The sequence below is a fragment of the Brachybacterium sp. GCM10030267 genome (assembly GCF_042666875.1).
Classification (GTDB): Bacteria; Actinomycetota; Actinomycetes; order Actinomycetales; family Dermabacteraceae; genus Brachybacterium.
The window spans coordinates 1-18,724 of the sequence record NZ_JBHTCX010000011.1 but is presented as its reverse complement, the minus strand read 5'-3'; the positions used below and the strand labels follow the sequence as shown (position 1 = coordinate 18,724).

The 18,724-nt window shown below is 71.8% G+C and carries 15 protein-coding genes; 12 read left to right on the top strand and 3 right to left on the bottom strand.

From position 1 onward, the window contains the following. Positions 1 to 80: 80 nt before the first annotated feature. Both ACFQS2_RS09335 and ACFQS2_RS09330 read right to left on the bottom strand, forming a co-directional pair. Positions 81 to 1,007: a carbohydrate ABC transporter permease gene (locus ACFQS2_RS09335; protein WP_377793481.1), complete on the bottom strand. Its 927-nt coding sequence runs from the start codon at positions 1,005 to 1,007 to the stop codon at positions 81 to 83. Beyond that, a complete protein-coding gene (locus tag ACFQS2_RS09330) occupies positions 1,004 to 2,047 on the bottom strand; it encodes a carbohydrate ABC transporter permease (RefSeq protein ID WP_377793480.1) in 1,044 nt (347 codons plus the stop codon). The genes ACFQS2_RS09335 and ACFQS2_RS09330 overlap by 4 nt, the downstream gene beginning before the upstream one ends. A gap of 541 nt (positions 2,048 to 2,588) precedes the next feature. Between ACFQS2_RS09330 and ACFQS2_RS09325 the strand changes: the two genes are divergently transcribed. The 8 genes from ACFQS2_RS09325 to ACFQS2_RS09290 all read left to right on the top strand — a co-directional run bounded on the left by ACFQS2_RS09325 (position 2,589) and on the right by ACFQS2_RS09290 (position 13,400). Further along, positions 2,589 to 3,638, top strand: coding sequence for a LacI family DNA-binding transcriptional regulator (locus ACFQS2_RS09325; protein ID WP_377793479.1), 1,050 nt, complete (start codon positions 2,589 to 2,591; stop codon positions 3,636 to 3,638). A gap of 237 nt (positions 3,639 to 3,875) precedes the next feature. Beyond that, the gene (locus tag ACFQS2_RS09320; protein ID WP_377793478.1) at positions 3,876 to 4,397 is read left to right on the top strand and encodes a ferritin; all 522 of its coding nucleotides are present in this window, start codon (positions 3,876 to 3,878) and stop codon (positions 4,395 to 4,397) included. A 676-nt stretch (positions 4,398 to 5,073) separates the two neighbouring features. Next, positions 5,074 to 5,679, top strand: coding sequence for an endonuclease domain-containing protein (locus ACFQS2_RS09315; protein ID WP_377793477.1), 606 nt, complete (start codon positions 5,074 to 5,076; stop codon positions 5,677 to 5,679). Positions 5,680 to 6,028: 349 nt separating this feature from the next. Then, positions 6,029 to 6,472 (top strand): VOC family protein, encoded by a 444-nt coding sequence (locus ACFQS2_RS09310; RefSeq protein WP_377793476.1) that lies wholly within the window; start codon positions 6,029 to 6,031, stop codon positions 6,470 to 6,472. Positions 6,473 to 6,557: 85 nt separating this feature from the next. Continuing rightward, positions 6,558 to 7,625: an LLM class flavin-dependent oxidoreductase gene (locus ACFQS2_RS09305; protein ID WP_377017712.1), complete on the top strand. Its 1,068-nt coding sequence runs from the start codon at positions 6,558 to 6,560 to the stop codon at positions 7,623 to 7,625. 218 nt (positions 7,626 to 7,843) lie between these two features. Further along, positions 7,844 to 8,806 carry a hypothetical protein gene (locus ACFQS2_RS09300; RefSeq protein ID WP_377793475.1) on the top strand — a complete coding sequence of 321 codons (963 nt, stop codon included), beginning with the start codon at positions 7,844 to 7,846 and terminating at the stop codon, positions 8,804 to 8,806. Continuing rightward, on the top strand, positions 8,803 to 9,735 hold the full coding sequence (locus tag ACFQS2_RS09295) for a hypothetical protein (RefSeq protein WP_377793474.1): 933 nt from the start codon (positions 8,803 to 8,805) through the stop codon (positions 9,733 to 9,735). The genes ACFQS2_RS09300 and ACFQS2_RS09295 overlap by 4 nt, the downstream gene beginning before the upstream one ends. Before the next feature lie 77 nt (positions 9,736 to 9,812). Beyond that, positions 9,813 to 13,400: a S41 family peptidase gene (locus ACFQS2_RS09290; RefSeq protein ID WP_377793813.1), complete on the top strand. Its 3,588-nt coding sequence runs from the start codon at positions 9,813 to 9,815 to the stop codon at positions 13,398 to 13,400. Between the two features lie 88 nt (positions 13,401 to 13,488). Here ACFQS2_RS09290 and ACFQS2_RS09285 read toward each other — a convergent pair whose 3' ends face one another. After that, positions 13,489 to 13,806, bottom strand: a complete 318-nt coding sequence (locus ACFQS2_RS09285; protein WP_377793473.1) for a hypothetical protein — start codon at positions 13,804 to 13,806, stop codon at positions 13,489 to 13,491. 89 nt (positions 13,807 to 13,895) lie between these two features. On the opposite strand from ACFQS2_RS09285, the gene ACFQS2_RS09280 reads away from it, so the two are divergent. The 4 genes from ACFQS2_RS09280 to ACFQS2_RS09265 all read left to right on the top strand — a co-directional run. Then, on the top strand, positions 13,896 to 14,912 hold the full coding sequence (locus tag ACFQS2_RS09280; RefSeq protein WP_377793472.1) for a LysR family transcriptional regulator: 1,017 nt from the start codon (positions 13,896 to 13,898) through the stop codon (positions 14,910 to 14,912). Between the two features lie 123 nt (positions 14,913 to 15,035). Next, a complete protein-coding gene (locus ACFQS2_RS09275) occupies positions 15,036 to 15,590 on the top strand; it encodes a copper chaperone PCu(A)C (protein WP_377793471.1) in 555 nt (184 codons plus the stop codon). Between the two features lie 224 nt (positions 15,591 to 15,814). Next, positions 15,815 to 17,302 carry a gluconokinase gene (locus ACFQS2_RS09270; protein ID WP_377793470.1) on the top strand — a complete coding sequence of 496 codons (1,488 nt, stop codon included), beginning with the start codon at positions 15,815 to 15,817 and terminating at the stop codon, positions 17,300 to 17,302. Positions 17,303 to 17,434: 132 nt separating this feature from the next. Continuing rightward, positions 17,435 to 18,724: anhydro-N-acetylmuramic acid kinase (locus ACFQS2_RS09265; protein WP_377793469.1), on the top strand; the 1,290-nt coding region annotated here is incomplete at its 3' end.

The window sequence follows — 18,724 nt, the reverse complement described above, 5'->3', positions numbered from 1 at the left end:
TCGGAGCACAGGGCTCCGGTGGTGAGCAGGTTCGAGGGCTCCGGCGGCGGGCAGGGCCGGCGCCGAGGAATGGCGCGACGTCACTTCATGGCGCCGGCGGCGAGGCCGCCGATGATGCGTTTCTGGGCGAGGAAGAAGATGACGAGCATGGGGAGGGAGACGAACACGGCGCCGGCCATGATCACGCCCCAGTTGGAGTAGCCCTCCTGGGTGCGCAGGAACAGCAGGCCGATGGGGAGAGTGCGCATGTTGGCCGTGCTGGTGACGATCAGGGGCCACACGTATTCGTTCCATTTGCTGACCATCACGATCAGCGTGCAGGTCAGGATCATGGGGCTGGACAGCGGGACCACGATCGTGAGCATCCGGCGGATGTGGCCGGCGCCGTCGATCTCCGCGGCCTGGAGGATGTCCTTGTCGATGGTGCGCATGTACTGGTAGAGGAGGAACATCGCGAAGGCGCTGGCGACGCCGGGCAGGATGATCCCGGCGTACGAATTCAGCCAGCCCAGGTTCGCCACGGTGATGTAGTTGACGATCAGGGTGACGTGCCCCGGCAGCATCATCGAGGCGACGATCAGGGCGAAGGCGATCTTCTTGTACCGGAAGTCCACGAACACGAACGCGTAGGCGCACAGGATCGCCAGCGAGATCTCCAGGGCGGTGCCCACGCCGGTGGTGATGATCGAGTTCAGGAAGAACCGGTCGAAGGGCGCGGCGTTCCACGCGTCGAGGAAGTTCTCGAGCGTCACCTGCGTCGGGATCCACTGCAGCGGCCAGGAGTAGATCTGCTCGTGCGGCTTCAGCGACGAGGAGAACAGCCAGTACAGCGGCAGGATGAAGACTCCGATGGTCGCCACGACCGCGGCGATCAGCAGACCGGTCAGCCACGCCGGGCGGCGCGGTCCGCGACGGCGACCGGCGTTGAGGTCCGCCCGGCGGCTGGTCCCGTCGGCCGACTGCGGGATCGTGGAGGCCTGTGCCGGCTCTGTGCTCAGGGTGCTCATGAGTCGTAGTTCACCTTCTTCTCGCCGTAGCGGACCTGCACGTAGGTGATGATCAGCAGGATCACCAGCAGCACGGTGGCGGCCGCGGACGCGGTGCCGATGTCGAAGTTCTTGAAGGCCTCCTCGTAGACCATCCAGCTCAGGGTCGACGAGGAGATGCCGGGCCCACCGTTGGTCATGATCGAGATGATGTCGAAGGCCTGAGCCGCGGAGATCACGCCGGTGATCGAGAGGAAGAACGTGATCGGGCTCAGCAGCGGCAGCGTAAGGTGGCGGAACAGCTTCACCCCGTGCGCACCGTCGAGCGCGGCCGCCTCGTAGAGGTCCTTCGGCAGGTCGAGGATCGCGGTGTAGCAGATGACGGTGACGAAGCCGAGGCGCTGCCAGGTGTAGGCGATGGTGATCGCCCACAGCGACCAGTCGGAGGTGGTGGTCCAGTCCGGCGATGCCGCGCCGAACAGGGAGAACGCCCAGCGTGAGAGCCCGTAGTTGGGGTCGAACATGAACAGCCACAGGATGCCGACCGCGGCGCCGGGGAGCATGTGCGGGGCGAAGGCCATGGTCTGGGCGAAACCGGTCAGCGGCACCTTCGTGGCCAGCAGGCTGCCCAGCAGCAGGCCCCCGATGATGGAGCCGACCACGCTGACCCCGGTGAAGATCAGGGTGTTCAGCAGGATCTGGAGGAAGCTCGGGTCGCTCAGCAGGTCGCGGTAGTTCTCCAGCCCCACGAACTCGGGCGTGGGGGCGACGAAGTCCCAGTCGGCGAAGCTGAGGCCGATGTTGTACAGCGCCGGATAGTACGAGAACACGATGATCGCGATGAGGTTCGGGGCGATCAGCGCGCCGAAGAGCAGTGCGTCGCGGCGCACCCGGCGGCGGCGCTGGGGTGAGCGCCGGCGCTCCTCGCTCCTCAGCGTGGTGCCTCGCGTCCCGCTGCCGGCCGATCCCGTACCCGTGACGCCGCCCAACGTGCCGGCCCGGTCGGGAACCGACGGGTTCGACGGGTCCGACGGGGGCTGCGGTCGCACGGCGAGTGTCATGGGAGCGCTCCCACCTTCCTGTTGGGCGGAGGTGTCCGCGGGGGCGGACGTTCACGTGAGAGGTGGTCGCGGCGTGACCTGGCGGTCAGCGTGAACCAGGGACGGTGCGGCGCATCCGCCGCGCTGGTGCCATGCCCGGCACGGGATGACTGCGCTGCTGCGTCGACGGCCCTCACCGTAAAGAGCCCCCGGCCCGCGCGCCACTGCCCGTCGAGCCCGGTGAACCGCTCGTGAACGTGGACTGTCCCCGCAGGTGGGAGCGCTCCCACCAACGCGGCGCACCGGGGTCGGCGGGCCCGACGGGTGCCCGTCGGGCGGTCGGTTCCTCGGATGTTCACCCCCCGTGCACGGAAAGTTCCGCGACGGAGCGTTCTGGCCACCTGTCCGAGAACCCAGGCTTCACCGGGGCGTCATCCGCGTGCCCGGGCGGACCCTCCCGGGTGCGCTACCCTGCGCTGATACATCGCGCCCGCCGAGCGGGGCCCGACGCCGAGCTTCCCGAGTGCGCGATACGTGCTGAGCACAGGGGGAAGGCAAGGCCATGACTCGACCACCGACCATGGAGGACGTGGCCCGGGCCGCGGGCGTCTCGCGCTCGACCGTCTCCCGCGTGTTCCAGAACGCCGGGGAGCGCGTCTCCGCCGACGCGCTGATCAAGGTGCACGAGGCGGCCAAGCGCCTGGGCTACGTGCACAACCTCGTCGCCAGCGGGCTTGCGATGCGCCACGGCCGCCAGCTCGGCCTGCTGATCCGGGACGCCACCAATCCCGCCTACGGGCATCTGCACTCGGAGATGAACCGTGCCGTCGAGGCGACCGGTCGCACGCTGATCTCCGTGACCGCGTTCCGCCACGACTACGGCACTGCCGAGGTCCAGGGGCTGAACCGTCTGATGGGTCAGCGGGTCGCCGGGCTGTTCGTGGGCACCGGCGTGACCTCCGCGGAAGATCTCCTGGAGACGGTCACCTCGACGCCGATGTTGATCGTGGGCCGCCCCAACGATCATCCCCAGATCGAGTCGGTCAGCTACGACGAGCGCGCCCACGGCCGGATGGTCGCCGAGGAGGTCGCCGCCAAGGGCCACCGGCGGATCGCTGTGCTCGTCGCTCCCCTGCTGTACTCCCGGGTGTTCGACCTGCGCATGCGCAGCCTGATCGAGCACTGCCGGGAGCTCGGCGTCGAGACCGTCCCGATCGATCTGCTGCCCGTCGAGCAGGGCGTGGTGCGCGCTCTCGATGCGGCGCGCGACGAGGGCCTCAGCTGCATCGTGTGCCCGGTCGACTACGTGGCCCTGGAACTGCTGCGGGCGACCCGCGCGCGCGGCATGCGCGTCCCGGAGGACGTCAGCACCGTCGGCTTCGACGGGCTGGCCGACGGGCTCGACCTCATCGGCCTCGCCACCGTCCAGCTGCCCGTCGTCGACGTGGCCCGCACAGCAGTGGCACGCATGGAGGAGCTGCTGGTCCGCGCGCAGGAATCGCCCGAGGGCCCGCCGGGCACCGAGACCGCCGGCGCCGAGCACGCACTCAGCGCCGGCCGCTTCCAGCCCGGGCGGTCACTGGGTCCGGTTCCCGAGCACCTGCGGGCCTGAGGCGGCCGGCCACCACGCCGCCGACCCGGCCGGTCCTCGCCCCCAGGGTCCAGAAGCGGTCACCACCGGCCCCGGGCCTGAAGCGGCCACCCTCGGCACCGGCCCCGGGGGGCCCGAAGCCGCCCCCACCGACACCTACCCCGGATCCCAGCAGCCCCTCTCCCGCACCTGTCTTCCGAGGTCAGGCAAGTCTTTCCATGGCTGACAACGCGGCCGGACGGGTCTATTGTCAACGCCATGAAGCTCTCCGATGACCTTGAGAAGAAGTTCCAGGAACAGATCACGCTCGAATTCGCGGCGTCCATCTCCTACCGCCAGCTCGCCATCGAGGCGGACGAGCAGGACCTCCCCGGCATCGCCGCATGGCTGCGCCATCAGGCCGACGAGGAGATCGTCCACGCCAACAAGTTCATCCAGCACGTCTCGGACCGCGACAACCACGCGGCCATCGGCACCATCCACGCCCCCGAGGTGCGGCCCGGCCTGTCCGTGCTGGAGATCTTCGAGGCCGCGCTCGCCCACGAGCAGAAGGTCTCCGAGTCGATCCGCGAGCTGTACCGCAGCGCCGACAAGGAGGGCGACTACGACTCCCGCCCGCTGCTGAACTGGTTCGTCGACGAGCAGATCGAGGAGGAGGCCACCGTCTCCGAGATCCTCGGCCGCGTGAAGCTGATCGGCGACGACGGCTCCGGCCTGCTGCGCCTGGATCGCGAGCTGGGCGAGCGCCCCGCCCAGTCCACCGAGGCCGACGAGGACTGACTCGCCCGCGGGCTGACTCCCCGCGCGGAGCACGACACCTGTCCATGACACAGGCCCACAATCTGCGGGTCCGCGACCCGATCCCGATAGGGCGCCCACAGTGCGCAGGCCTGCGCCGCGGTCGCGATCCGGTTCCCGTAGCCCACGACCCGGCCATGAATGGCACGTCAGTCGAGTGCGGCTTGTCTTTGGCAGGGCGTCCTCGACAGACGTCCCGTTCGTGGTCAGATGTGCCGTCGATGGGCGGGCAGCCGTCGATGGTCGGGCAGCAGAATGTGTCTGACCCGAGGCCCGCCCCGAGCGTTCCTCCACAACGACCCTCCGTCCCCACGTCCGGCTGGCCTGAGGCACGGCGCCGTCACCTCGGAAAAGGTGGCGAAATGGTCACCTGTCCCGCGCACCCGAAGTCCACGTCCGAGCTCGGCGCGAACTCGAGGCTGCAGGGATTCACCGCCGCGAGATCGAGAACCTCGTTCGGGGCGGGATGCTCAGGCGGCTGGGCCCAGGTTTCTACGGAACATCGGCGACTCCTGACACTGTCGTTCATGCGCTGCGGCGCGGACATCGAGTGACGTGCGTCGACGCTCTGGAGCTCTACGGATTCTGGGTACCACCGGTACCCGGCGCCCACGAGGCACGCCGCCGCCTGGGCCCCCAGGGCTCCGATCGCGACTCCGTGGCGGGCGTCGTGCTGCATCGCCCCGTCGTGCGCGCTTGGCCGGACGACCACCCTGTTCTGCCCCTGCCGGTAGCCATCGAACACGCGTTGCACTGCTTGAGTGCCGACTTCGCGGCAGTGGTCCTCGAGTCCGGAATGAACCGAGGGCTGATCACAGCCGCGGACGCCTCCGAGGCCAGCAGGTCGCTCTCTATTCTCGATCGGCAGGCCATCTTCCCGGTGAACGCCGGCTCCGAATCCGGGACCGAGACGATTGTTCGCCGATCGCTGGAGAGGCGAGGAATCGCCACTCGGTCTCAGGTCCGGATCCCCGGGGTGGGTCGGGTCGATCTCTTGATCGGAGAGAAGCTCATCATCGAGTGCGACAGCCTGGCGTACCACGCCGATCCCGAGAAGTACCGCCAGGATCGCGAGCGAGATCTGGCTGCGAAGCGCCTTGGGTACACCGTCGTGAGGCTGACGTACGAGCAGGTCATCAATGCCTGGGACGACACACTCCGTTCCGTGCTGATGATGATTCGCCGCCACGACCATCGCGTGCCTCGCGCCAAGCGTGCGCACCTGATTCACGGCGGCCTGTTGCGGGCCGATCCGACAGCCTGACCCACTAGGTTGCGCTGCCGTTGTCCAGTGGACGTCATGGCGCGCCCCTCGAACGCGGCCGTTGCCCGACAATGGTGCCCCTCGAACGCGGCCGTTGGGCCGCGGGGACGTCATCCAGGTCTGAACCCTGACCGGCAGCGGGACGCCATTCGAGCTGCCGTGCCGATGACGCGGCAGACTCGAACGGGATCCCACTCATGGTCACGAAGACGGTGAGAGGCGCCCTGCATTCGCCCGCCTGGTCACCCTGGGCTCCGTCACGACCCCGTGCCACACTGAACACGGCCGCGCACCGCAGCGCAGGCGCCGCCCCGCCAGATGAGGCACGAGACGTCCGGGAGAGATCGCCATGGCAGCTCCGCAGTTCAGCCCCTACATCACCTTCCCCGGGAACGCCGGCGAGGCCTTCGAGTACTACCGCGAGGTGTTCGGCGGCGAGCTCCAGATCATGACCTACGACGATTTCCCGGACCTGTCGGGCTTCCCGTTCACCCCGCCGCCGGCTTCGATCGCGCACGCACAGCTGCACGGCGGTCTGGTCACCCTGGCCGGCGGCGACGCCCTCACCGCACCCGGCGAGGAGCTGCCCCCGCTGGAGTCGGACGTGTACTCGTACCTGATCGGCCTGGAGTCGGTCGGCCAGGGCCGGGCCCTGATCGAGAAGCTCACCTCGACGGGTGCCGAGCTGGTCATGCCGTTCGAGCCCGCGCCGTGGGGTGACCACTACGGACAGGTCAAGGATCGCTTCGGCGTGCTGTGGGCGATCGTGGTCGGCGAGCAGCAGGAGGGCTGAGGACCGGGCCCGCGGTCCCGACCATGACTGCCCCCACCCCCACGGGTTGTGGAACATTCAATAACCGCCTAGCGTTGGAGCCATCATGCGAGCCTTCGGATTCCTCAGCTTCGGCCACTACGGCAACGGCCCCGGTGCGGGCGGCCTCGACGCCCGCCAGATGCTCCACGACGCGATCGACATCTCCGTCGGCGCCGACGAGCTGGGCGTCAACGGTGCCTACTTCCGGGTCCACCATTTCGCCCCGCAGTCCGCCTCCCCCATGCCCCTGCTCTCGGCGGTCGCCGCCCGCACGCAGCGGATCGAGGTGGGCACCGGCGTGATCGACATGCGCTACGAGAACCCGCTGTACCTCGCCGAGGAGGCGGCGGCTCTCGACCTGATCGCCGACGGCCGGGTCGCGCTCGGCGTCTCGCGAGGCAGCCCCGAACCGGCCGACCGCGGCTGGGAGGCCTTCGGCTACACCGGGTCCACCGACCCGCGCGGTGCGGACATCGCCCGCGAGAAGTTCGACCTGTTCATGCAGGCCATCCAGGGCGAACCGATGGCCCGCGCCGCCCAGCAGCCCTATGGCGCCCCGGTCACCCCCGGCGCCGATCTGCGGCTCGAGCCCTACTCCCCGGATCTGGTCCGCCGCATCTGGTGGGGCGCCGGCTCCCGGGACAGTGCGGAGAACGTCGGCCGCCAGGGCCTGAACCTCATGAGCTCCACACTGCTGACCGAGGCCACCGGTGCCCAGTTCGCCGACCTCCAGGCCGAGCAGATCGAGCGGTTCCGCACTGCCTTCCGCGCCGCCGGCCACACTCACGCACCCCGCGTCTCCGTCTCCCGCAGCGTCTTCCCCGTCGTCACCGACCAGGACCGGCTGATGTTCGGCATGCGCCCCGGGGACGGTGCCGATCAGATCGGCATCATCGACGGGCACCGCTCCACCTTCGGCCGCACGTTCGTCGGCGAGCCGGATCAGCTGATCGAGGAGCTGAAGGCCGATGCCGCCGTGCAGTCCGCGGACACCCTGATGCTCACGATCCCCTCGCAGGCGGGCGTCGAGCTGAACCTGCACATCCTGGAGAGCTTCGCTCAGCATGTCGCCCCTGACCTGGGGTGGAAGCCGAATACGGAGGGGCCGGTGACCGGCGACCCCGTCACCTGACGCTGTCGAGGGCCCCGGCTCGCCGCCTCCACGGCCCGGCCTGGCCACACGTCCGAGCCGCACCGTCCGAGCCGCCTCGGCACGCGCCTCCGCGGCATCGTCGGCTCCCGGCCGGATCACACCGCCGACCCCTGCCGGGATGACCGTTTCTCCCGTAAGGTGAAGGTCCGCGGGTGCTGATCGGGGCGCTCGCTCAGCACCGCCTTCGGAGGACCGCGATGCCCGCGCCGCAGATCGCCGCCGTACCGGCCGCGCCTGCCGCACCCCTCCCCGCGAAGCCTCACCAGTCCGCTCCCGGCACCGAGGCCTCCCGCCATCTGCTCGCGCCGGAGACCACGCGCCCGTTGACGCTGTGGGGCTCGTCCTCGATGAGTTCCGAGCGCGGCTACGAGGGCACGCCGCTGACCGTCCGGATCCACGAGCACCTGGCGCTGGCTGCCGCGCCCGCGAGCGTCCACTGCTTCGGGGTCGGCGCCACCAGGTCCCCGCACACCCTGCTGATGCGGGGCCTGGACACCCCGCGGCTGGCCTGCGTCAGCAGCCCCGAAGCCGGGACGGGACGCGTGCGCGCCGAGCTCGATTCCGGGCTCGCCCCGGCCGGGCCGCTGCGCATCCCGGGCACGGTCGACGGCGTGCCGGGAGAGCTCGACGGCTCGAGCGGCACCTGGTTCTTCACGCCCGAGGATCCGACCTCTCCGGTCACCGATGGCGTCTTCACCTCTTCCCTCGCCGAAGTGGCCGCCGGATCCCGCCAGGTGCTGTGGATGGGCAAGAACAACATTCTCGACGTCGACGCGGTCCTCGAGGACACCCAGCGGATGTGGGACGCCGCCGACGATCCCGAGCACGACACCCTGGTGCTGGGACAGTGGCCGACGGCCTACGATCCGGTCGGCTCGGACACGGCCGAGGCGGTGCTCGCCGTCAACGAGGAGCAGCAGCGCCGCTACGGCGACCACTTCCTCGACCTCGCCACGCTCCTCACCTCGGCCGAGGGCCTGTGCTGCCCGCCGCTGGCCCCGCTGGGCCTGCTCGAGCAGGCGGGCACTCAGGGTGCGCTCGAGATGTACGTGGCCCCGCCGGAGCTCCGCGCACCCGATGGCATCCACCTCAACGGCTGGGGAAATCTCGCCGTGAGCTGGGCGATCCTGCAACGGATGCGGGAGCTGCAGTGGCTGTGAGACGACCGCCTGCCCCGCGCCTGCGGCAGGACCGGGGGCCCCGCCCGGCCCCCAGCGACGCCTCCGCCGCTGCGGCATCGACTCATGCCCCCGCCGACCTCCTGCCCGAGCCGGTCCCGACCTCTCCGCCCGCCACCATCACACCTGCGGAGTCCACGGTGGTCCGGGGCGCCGCTCCCCGCCGCGACCTGCGCCGCCGGGCCTTCCTGGTCGCCGGCACCGCGGCGGCGGCCATCGGCAGCTCGGTGACCGCCGGGGCACTGCTGAGCCGGACCGCAGGCGGAGCCACCTCGGCCTCCGCAGGCGCCGGAGCCGGCAACGCGCCGGTCACCAGCCCGTTCACCGATGTTCCCGATGACGCGCCCGGCCTGGAGGCGATGCGCTGGGCCGACGAGACCGGCGTCCAGCCCGCCGATGACAGCGGCGCCTACTCCCCCGATGCTGTGCTCACCCGCGGCGCCGTGGCCCTGGCCCTGCACCGATTCGCCGGGGCCCCGGCCGTGCCGCGGGAGACCGCGCCGGCGCTGATCACCGACCTCGGGGACGACGTCGAGATCGCCACCGCGCTGCTGTGGCTGCACGGCCGCGGCGCCGTGTGGGGCGACCCCGACCTGCGCGTCCGCCCTGAGGAGGACGCCACCCGCGATTGCGTCGCCGGGATGCTGGCGGCACTGCTGCGCCCGGCCCTGGCCGGATACGGAGCAACGTGGGATCCGTCGGCCGCGACATCGCTGCCCGAGGCGCCGGAGGCGCCGGAAGCTCCGGAATCGGCCTCGACGCTCCGCGATGTGGCCTGGCTCGAGGCAGCGGGCATGGTGCCCGCCTCTCTCGCGGAGGATGTCTGGGCGGGAGAGAAGTCCGTCAGCCGCGCCGATCTCGCGATCTCGCTGCACCGGGCCAACGGCGTCATCGCCGGCGCGCTCGGCTGAGAGCGGATCCGGCGAGATCGCCGGCGCGCTCGGCTGAGCACGCCCCTGCGCCGCCGCTCACACTTAGGCTGATGACCATGTCATCGACGCCTGCTCACGCTGCCTACCTCCGCCACCCCGATGTCCGTGGCGACACCGTCGTCTTCACCGCCGCGAACGACGTGTGGCTCGCGCCCCTGGCCGGGGGCCGCGCCTGGCGACTGACCGACGAGGGCGCCCCCGTCGCCTACCCGCGGTTCTCGCCCGACGGCGTCCACGTCGCCTACACCTCCCGCACCTCCGGCGGCCCCGAGGTCTGGGTGGTCTCGGCCGACGGATCCACCACCCCGCGCCGCCTGACCACGTGGGGCCGGCCCTCGACGAAGGTGGTCGGCTGGCTTCCCGACGGCCGCATCGTCGCCTCGAGCAGCTACAACGCCCCGGTCGCGCGGGATGCGCAGCTGTGGGCGGTCGATCTGGAGGGGCAGGCCGAGCTGCTGCCGCTGGGCCGCTCGGGCGAGGTCGCGATCCACCCGTCGGGCCCCACCGTGGTCGCCACCCCGTGGCGCCGCGATCAGGCCGGCTGGAAGCACTACCAGGGCGGGACCGCGGTGAAGCTGTGGATCTCGCACGAGGACGTGGCCCTCGGTGCGCCGGCCGCCGCGCACGCCGCACGCGCCTGGGAGCCGCTGCTGGCGGAAATCCTCGCCTCCAAGACGCGCATCGCCTGGTACGGCGACCGGCTGATCTTCGCCTCCGACACCCCCGGGCCCGGAGCGGCCCGTCACGACCGCGCCACGGCCAATCTGTGGTCCGTCGCAGCGGATGGCTCCGACCTGCAGGTCCACACCTCGCTGCAGGCCGAGGACGGCTACCTGCGCGAGCCCGCGACCGACGGCACCACCATCGTGTACTCCTCCCGCGGCCGCCTGTTCGCCCTGGACTCGCTGCAGGCCGAGCCGCGCGAGGTCGAGATCCTCGCCTCCGGGGTCGGCGCGTCCCGCGTCCCCCGGCCCGTCTCGCCGAGCGAGAACCTGCTGGCCGTGCGGCCGGTGCACGATGCCCGCTCGAGCGTGGTCGAGTGGCGCGGAAGCGCCCATGCCCTCACCCACCGCGGCGGCCCGGCACGGCTGCTCGCGGGGGCCGACGGCGTGCGTATCCGGGAGGTGCGCCCCCTCGGGCGCTCCCCCTTCGCCCTCATGGTCAGCGACGCCGAGGCGCTCTCGGACCGCGAGCACGGCGGCGTCGGCTCGGATGTGCTGGCTCTGTCCCGGCTGGACGGCGGCAGCGAGGAGATCCGCTTCGACCTGGGCGACGTGGGGCGGATCCTGCACGCCGTCCCGTCGCCCGACGGGTCCAAGATCGCGATCTCCAGCCACGACAACGTGGTGCGCCTGGTGACCCTGCGCGGTCTGGTCGACCCCGCCACGACCTCCACGGGCGCGGCGACCTCGGGTGCCACCGGTCCCGGCGGCGCGGGCGCGGGCACGAACAGCACGCGCGCGGGCGCGGGTGGCTCCGGCACGGGCGCCGTCTCCCCGTGGGAGCAGGAGAGCGAGGCGGCGCCGGCCGTGCCGCACCTGGACCATGTGCGCGAGGTGGGCCGCTCCAGCGGCGGCGAGGTCGCGGATCTGGCCTGGTCGCCGGATGGTCGCTGGCTGGTGTGGACCGAGCCGAACTCGTGGATGCTCAGCCGCCTGATGATCTCGGACACCGAGGATCCCGAGCCCACCGGCCGCGCGCTGACCTCGGGTAAGTACCAGGATTCGGCGCCTGCCTTCAGCGCGGACGGCAAGCACCTGGCGCTGCTGTCCATGCGCACCTTCGAGACCGTCTACGACGACATGGTCTTCGACCTCGGCTTCGTCAACGCCGAGCGCCCCTTCCTGATCCCGCTGGAGCGCAGCACCGCCGACCCGTTCGGGCCGCTGCCCGACGGCTGGGGCGGCGAGGAGCCCGCCGCGCAGGCCGACGGGACGGCGGCTCCGCATGCCGAGGGATCCGCCGCGGCCCGGCCCGCTCATACCCCGTCGGCCGCGGATGGCTCGCACCCGGCGACCTCGACCGCTCCGGCCGGGGCCGACGACGCGAACAGGGCACCGGTGACCCGGGTCGACCTCGACGCCGTCGAGGACCGCCTGGTGCCGTTCCCCGTCGTCTCGGGCACGTACTCGCACCTGACCGCGGTCAGCGGCGGTTTCGTGTGGCTGCGCCATCCCCAGCAGGGCGTGCTCGGCACCGCGCGCGCCGGGGTCGAGGGCGAGGAGCCCGGGCCCACGCTCGAGCACTGGAGCCTGGCCGATCGCAAGCTGACCGTGCTGGCCGAAGGGGTCGTCGATCTCGCGGTCTCCGGCGACGGCGAATCCCTGGTCATCAAGCAGGGCGAGAGCTGGGTGAAGGTCCCCTCGAACCGCAAGGTGGAGGACGAGGACCCGGCCCGCATCCCGATCGACACCGGCCGCCTGCGACTGACGGTCGACCCGGTCGCCGAGCGCCGCGGCATGCTCTGGGACAACTATCGGATCATGGCCCAGCAGTACTGGCGGGCCGACATGGACGGCATGGACTGGCACGCCATGACCTCCTGGTACGACCCGGTCATCGAGCGACTGGTCACCGAGGACGACTTCCAGGATCTGATGTGGGAGGTCCTGGGCGAGCTCGGCACGTCCCACGCCTACGTGATGGGCGGGGTCTACCAGGCGGATCCGCCGATGCTCCCGGCCTATCTCGGAGCCGATGTCGAGCAGCGCGAGGGTCGCTGGGTGATCACCTCGATCCTGCCCGGCGACTCCTCCGATCCCGAGGCCCGCTCCCCGCTGCTGGCTCCGGGCGTGGCGGCCGAGGTGGGCGATGCGATCGTGCGCGTGGACGGCCGGAAGGTGGGCCCCGACGGCGTCCAGCCCCTGCTGATCGGCTCGGCGAACCGGCCGACGGAGCTGGTGGTGGCCCGTGACGGCGCCGAGCGCCGGGTGGCGGTCCTCCCCCTGGCCGACGACTCGCAGCTGCGCTACCAGGCGTGGGTCGCATCGCGCCGCGCCCTGGTCGATGAGCTCTCCGGCGGCCGCCTCGGCTACCTCCACATCCCCGACATGGTCTCCTCCGGCTGGGCGCAGATGCACCGCGACCTGCGTGAGGCGACCACCAAGGAGGGCCTGGTCGTCGACGTGCGCTACAACAGCGGCGGGCACACCTCGCAGCTGGTCACCGATCGCCTCGCCCGTCGCGTGCTGTCCTGGGACTATCCGCGCCACCAGAGGCCGGGCACCTACCCGCAGTTCGCACCGCGCGGTGCGGTGGTGCTGGTGACCAACCAGGAGGCGGGGTCCGACGGAGACATCGTGGGCGCCGTCTCCCGAGCGATGGAGATCGGCCCGATCATCGGCACCCGCACCTGGGGCGGCGTGATCGGGATCGACGGCCGCTTCGACCTGGTCGACGGCACCGGCATCACCCAGCCCAAGTACGCCAGCTGGTTCGAGGGCGAGGGCTGGGGCATCGAGAACTACGGTGTCGAGCCCGACATCGAGGTGCCGCTGCCGCCGAACGCGTGGGTCGCCGGGGAGGACCCGCAGATCGAGCGCGGGGTCACCGAGGCTCTGGCCCGGCTCGAGCAGCACCCTGCCGCGACCGCTCCCCCGCTGCCCGCGCCCCGGTTCGGATCGGGCCCGGCGGCACAGGGCTGACCGACCGGCGCCGTCGGCGCCCGGGGCCGCGGCGCCGGTCGCGGATGCCGGCCCCGAGCGTTATCGGCGCTGGTGCCGGCGGCCGCGGTCACCGCAGGGTGGGCACGACGATCTCGGGGTGGCGCACGGCCAGCTCCTGGCGGCTGTCGGGGCCGAAGGCCGCGACCGCCCGCGTCGTCGCGTCGCGTTCGGCAGTCCGGGCGACGGGGTGCGTCTCGTCGGGGCGGAGGTCGCGGGCGATCCGTTCGTCGCCGCGGGCGATCCGCTCGGTGAGGGTCAGGGGCGCCCCGCGAGAGACGTCCGGGCCGTCGATGCCGCCGGCCAGCAGTCGGGTCACGGTGCCGAGCACCGCGGTGATCAGAGCGATGAGAAGGATGAGGCCGATGCCGATCAGTGCTGAGGTCATGCCATGATCCTCAGCCCGGCGACGGTTCAGGACAAGCGATGATTCGCACCCTACTGTTCAGTGCCGCTGAATCGCGGTACGGTCGGGGCATGCTCGATCCCGTCAAGCTCCGCGTCCTGCGGTCGGTCGTCGAGACCGGCAGCATCCGTGCCAGCGCCGAGGCGCTGGGCTACACCCCGTCGGCCATCAGCCAGCACCTCACGAGCCTGCGCCGGGAGACGGGCCTCGAACTGGTCGAGCGGTCCGGTCGCGGCATCCACGTCACGGCGCACGCGCGGCTCCTGGCCGACGTGGCCGGGCCGGCCCTGGACGCTCTCGATGCCGTCGAGCGCACCGCGAAGGACCTCCGCTCCGGTCGCATCGGCAGGCTGCGCTTCGGCTACGCCACCTCGATCGCCGGGGACTGGATCCCCGAACTCGCCCGTGACGTGCGCCGCCGGTACCCCGACCTCGGCCTCGACCTCACCATGCGCGACTGCCAGGGGGACGGCGTCCTCGAGGATTCCGGGCTGGACATCGTGGTCGGCGACGGGGAGGCACCCTCCAGGCCGTCGGCAGAATGGGAGTACCAGGAGATCCTCGAGGAGGGGTACGTGGCCCTGGTGGGGGCGGGCCATCCGCTCGCCGGGCGCCCCTCGCTGCTGCTCAAGGAGCTCGCCGAGGAAGCGTGGGTGACCGACGACCCGCTGGACTCGTACTGGTTCGACCGGATCTGCTCGGCGTGCCGCGCCGCGGGATTCTCCCCCCGCGTGGACGTCAATCCCAACGACTACTCCACCGTGCTCGGCTTCGTCGCCAGCGGCGACTACGTCAGCGTGCAGCCCTCCGTGATCGCGCGGGACATGCGCCCCGACGTGGTCGCGATCCCCCTCGATCCGCCCGCACCGCGGCGCCGGCTGCGGGTGCAGGTGCGCCGTGCGACCTCGCGCAACCCGGCCGTGCAGTACATCGTGGAGCGGATCCACGCGGTCGCCGCGATGCGCGCCGAGGAGATCCCGGGAGTCATCTACCTGGGCAGCACGTCGACCGATCGACGCGATCCGCGACCGCCGGTAGCGGCTGTCGTCCCGGACCAGCCCGCTGCGGCGTCGGCTCCCGGCGGCTGAGCCGCCCCGTCCCACACCTCGTTCCGGCACGATGCGGCGCCGCTCCCCGCGACCCAGGGGTCACGCCTTCGAGTCAGGTCGGACGCTTCGCGATTCGGGCGTCCGGGGGAGCACAATAGGACGGTGCCTCCCCCTCGCTCCCACCGGCTCCGCACCGGCCTGTCCCGCCGGACGGCTCTGCTGTCCCTCATCCCCCTCTCCGTCACCGCCGGGACGCTCGCGGCCTGCAGTGACGCGGGCGCTCCGCGCGAGGGCGAGGGCACCACCGGAGAGACCTCGGTGTCGGACTCCGGCGGAGCCGGATCCGGAACGCTCTCGGTCAACGACCCCTGGGCGAGAGCCATGCCGTCTCAGAGCGCGGTCTTCGGGACCCTCACCAACGGCACCGAGGGGGATCTGGTCCTGGTCGCGGCCTCGAGCCCGGCCGCCGGCGAGGTGCAGCTGCACGCGGGCGCGCCCGGCAGCTCCGACGGGCAGAGCATGCCGGTGAAGGAGAACGGCTTCCCGCTGCCCGCGGGAGAGGAGCTCGTGCTCGAGCCCGGCGGGAACCACCTCATGCTGACGGATCTCACCGAGCCCCTCCAGCCCGGCGATGAGGTCGAGGTCGCCCTCGCGTTCGCCGACGGCACCGAACACCAGTTCACCGCGCCGGTCGAGGACCGTTCCGGGACCGATTAGAACCCGCGGGACAGAGCGGTCTCAGCGGAACCAGCGGGACGGGACGACGCCAGTGCGACGGGCGCCCTCACGGCGGTCAGCGTGGCAACCCGTGGCCGCGCCAGCGGCCACACGCCGCCGCCACCTATCCTGGGTCCGACGCCCCTGCGCTCGGCGGTCAGTTCGCGGCATCGCGGCCCGGCTCGGCGCGGGCGATGCTTCCGACCCCGCAGGAGAGTAACCCCGTGCCTCGATTCAACGTTCCCACCGACGACGCGCAGGGCCCCCTGGTCGTCGGCCTCGACGTCGGCTCCGGCGGCTCCCGCGCCGCCGTCTACGACGCCAGCGGGCGCGAGGTCGCCAAGCGCACCCACAAGGAGGCGCACTCGTTCACGGTGCGCGACGACGGCACCAGCATCATCGACCCGGACCAGATCGTCGACGAGATCCGCACCGCCCTGCGCACCGTGCTCAAGGGCTCGCTGCCCGGCGAGATCTGCGGGATCGGCGTGGACACCTTCGCGTCCTCGCTGATCGCGGTCGGCGCCGACGGCAAGGCGCTGACCCCGTGCATCACCTACGCGGACACCCGCTGCCATGCCCAGGTCGCGACCCTCACCGACGCCCTGGACATCGAGGCCCTCCACGAGCGCACCGGCGCCCGCCTGCACTCCTCCTACACGGTCCCGCGCCTGGCCTGGCTGCGTGAGGAACACCCCGAGGTGTTCGCCCGCACCGCGCACTTCATGGCGCTCGGCGAGTACGTGGCGTTCAAGCTGCTGGGCACCCCGGCACTGGGAACCGCCTCGGCCGCGTGGTCCGGCATGATCGACCGCCGCACCGGCGAGTACGTGCCCGAGCTGCTCGAGGCCGGCGGGGTCGATGCCGAGAAGATGGGCACCCCGCTGAACCCGTCCGACGCCCTGCCGGTCGCCGGCACCCCGCTGGCCAAGGAGTTCCCGGTGCTGAAGGGAGCCGTGTGGCTGCCGGTGATCGGGGACGGTCTCGCCGCGAACATGGGCATCGGCGCCCTGGGCACCGGCATCTGGGGCATCTCCACCGCCACCTCCGGCGCCATCCGCCAGCTGCTGGACACCGAGATCCAGGCGCTGCCCAGCGGGCTGTGGGCGTACCGCGTCGATGACCGCCGCACCCTCGTCGGCTCCGCCATGAGCGACTGCGGGCGGGTGCTCGACTGGGCACGCACCCAGTTCGCCATCCCCACCGACATCACCGAGACCGACACCGAGACGCTCTTCTCCGTCCCGCCCGAGGCCGGCACCCCGCTGGTGATCCCGTTCCTCTCCGGCGAGCGCGGCACCAAGTGGCGCGGCTCCTCACGGGCGATCTTCGCGGGCATCAGCGCCTCGACCACCGCCGAGGACATGCTGCGCGGTGCGCTCGAAGGGGTGGCGCTGACCTTCCTGCGCATCGCCGACCAGCTGCGCGAGGCCAGCGGGGATCCCGAGCGGATCGTGCTGTCCGGCGGCATGACCGAGGCGGTCCCGGGCTGGCTGCATCTGCTCTCCGACGCGCTCGGCGCCCCGATCGACCACGTCGCCGTCTCCCGCTCGACCATGCGCGGCGCCGCGGTGATGGCGCTCGAGGAGGCCGCCCCCGGCACCGACATCGCCGAGGTCCCGGTGCTGCGCCGCGTCGAACCGGTCGCCGCGCACACCGACTACTACCGCGAGCGGCTCGAGCGCTTCGAGAAGCTGGCCGACCTGGCCTGAGCCGGGGGGCAGCCTCCGGAGTGACGGCGGCGCCGGAGAATGAGCGTCGCCCGGGGGTACGGAAACCGGTAGCCTGCAGGGCGCCCGATTGCCTCGTGCGCAGGCAGGGACGCAGAGGAGCATCACCATGGCATGGGAAGGCCAGCACCCGTGATCATCGCCGGCCTGATGACAGGCACCTCCGCCGACGCCCTGGACGTGGCCCTCGTCGATCTCCACCTCTCCGACGGGCGCCCGGACGACCTGGCGATGGAACTGCTCGCCTCCCGCGAGGTCCCCTTCGCCGACGGCCTGCGCGCGGACATCCTGCGCCTGCTGGCACCGTCGGACGTGCCGCTGTCGCTGGTCAGCAGCGTCGATGCCCGGCTGGGCGAGATGTGCGCCGGGGCCGTCGAGGAGCTGTGCGCGAGCACCGGCCTGACCTGCGACCTCGTCGTCTCCCACGGCCAGACCGTCCGCCACGACGTCGCCGACGGTCGCGTCAGCGCGACGCTCCAGCTCGGCCAGCCCGCCTGGATCGCCGAGCGCATCGGCGCGCCGGTGCTCAGCGACGTGCGCTCCCGGGATGTCGCCGCGGGCGGGCAGGGCGCGCCGCTGGTGAGCATCCTCGACCATCTGCTGCTGGCCGGGACCGAGGAGCCGACGGCCCTGCTGAACCTGGGCGGGATCGCCAACCTCACCGTGGTGGCCGACCGTCGCGAGACGATCGCGTTCGACACCGGCCCCGCCAATGCCCTGATCGATCTCATGGCCTCGCGCCTGAGCGAGGGCCGCCTGGACTGCGACGCCGACGGTGCTCTCGCGGCCCAGGGCACCGTGGACCGGGACCTGCTGAGCCGCTTCCTCGCCGACCCCTACTACGCCCGGCCCGCGCCGAAGTCGACCGGCAAGGAGCAGCTGAACGCCGACTACCTCGATGAGCGCCTGCGCGCCCATCCGCACGTGAACGGGCTCGATGTGATGGCGACACTGACCGCCCTGACCGCCCGCACCGTGGCCGACGCCTGCCGCCAGCACAGCGTCACCGCGGTGGTCGCCTCGGGTGGCGGGACCCGCAATCCCGTGCTGATGGACGCCCTGCGCACCGAACTGGGCGAGAGCGTCTCGCTGGCCACCACCGACGAGGCGTTCGGCCTGCCCGAGGGTGCGAAGGAAGCCTGCCTGATGGCGCTGCTGGGCTGGCTGACCTGGCACGGCCTGCCCGGCACCCTCCCCTCGGCCACGGGCGCCTCTCACGCCACCATCGCCGGCCGCCTCAGCCCCGGCGCGAGGCCCCTGCAGCTGCCCGACCCGCTGCCACGGTCGCCCCGGCGCCTGCGCGTCGTCGGCTCCGCTCCCGCGGCCGGCGCCGGCGCCGGCCGTGACCCCGCTTCCTCCCCCGGCGCCGCCCCGGCCCCCTCCCCCACGTCCCCGACCCCTCAG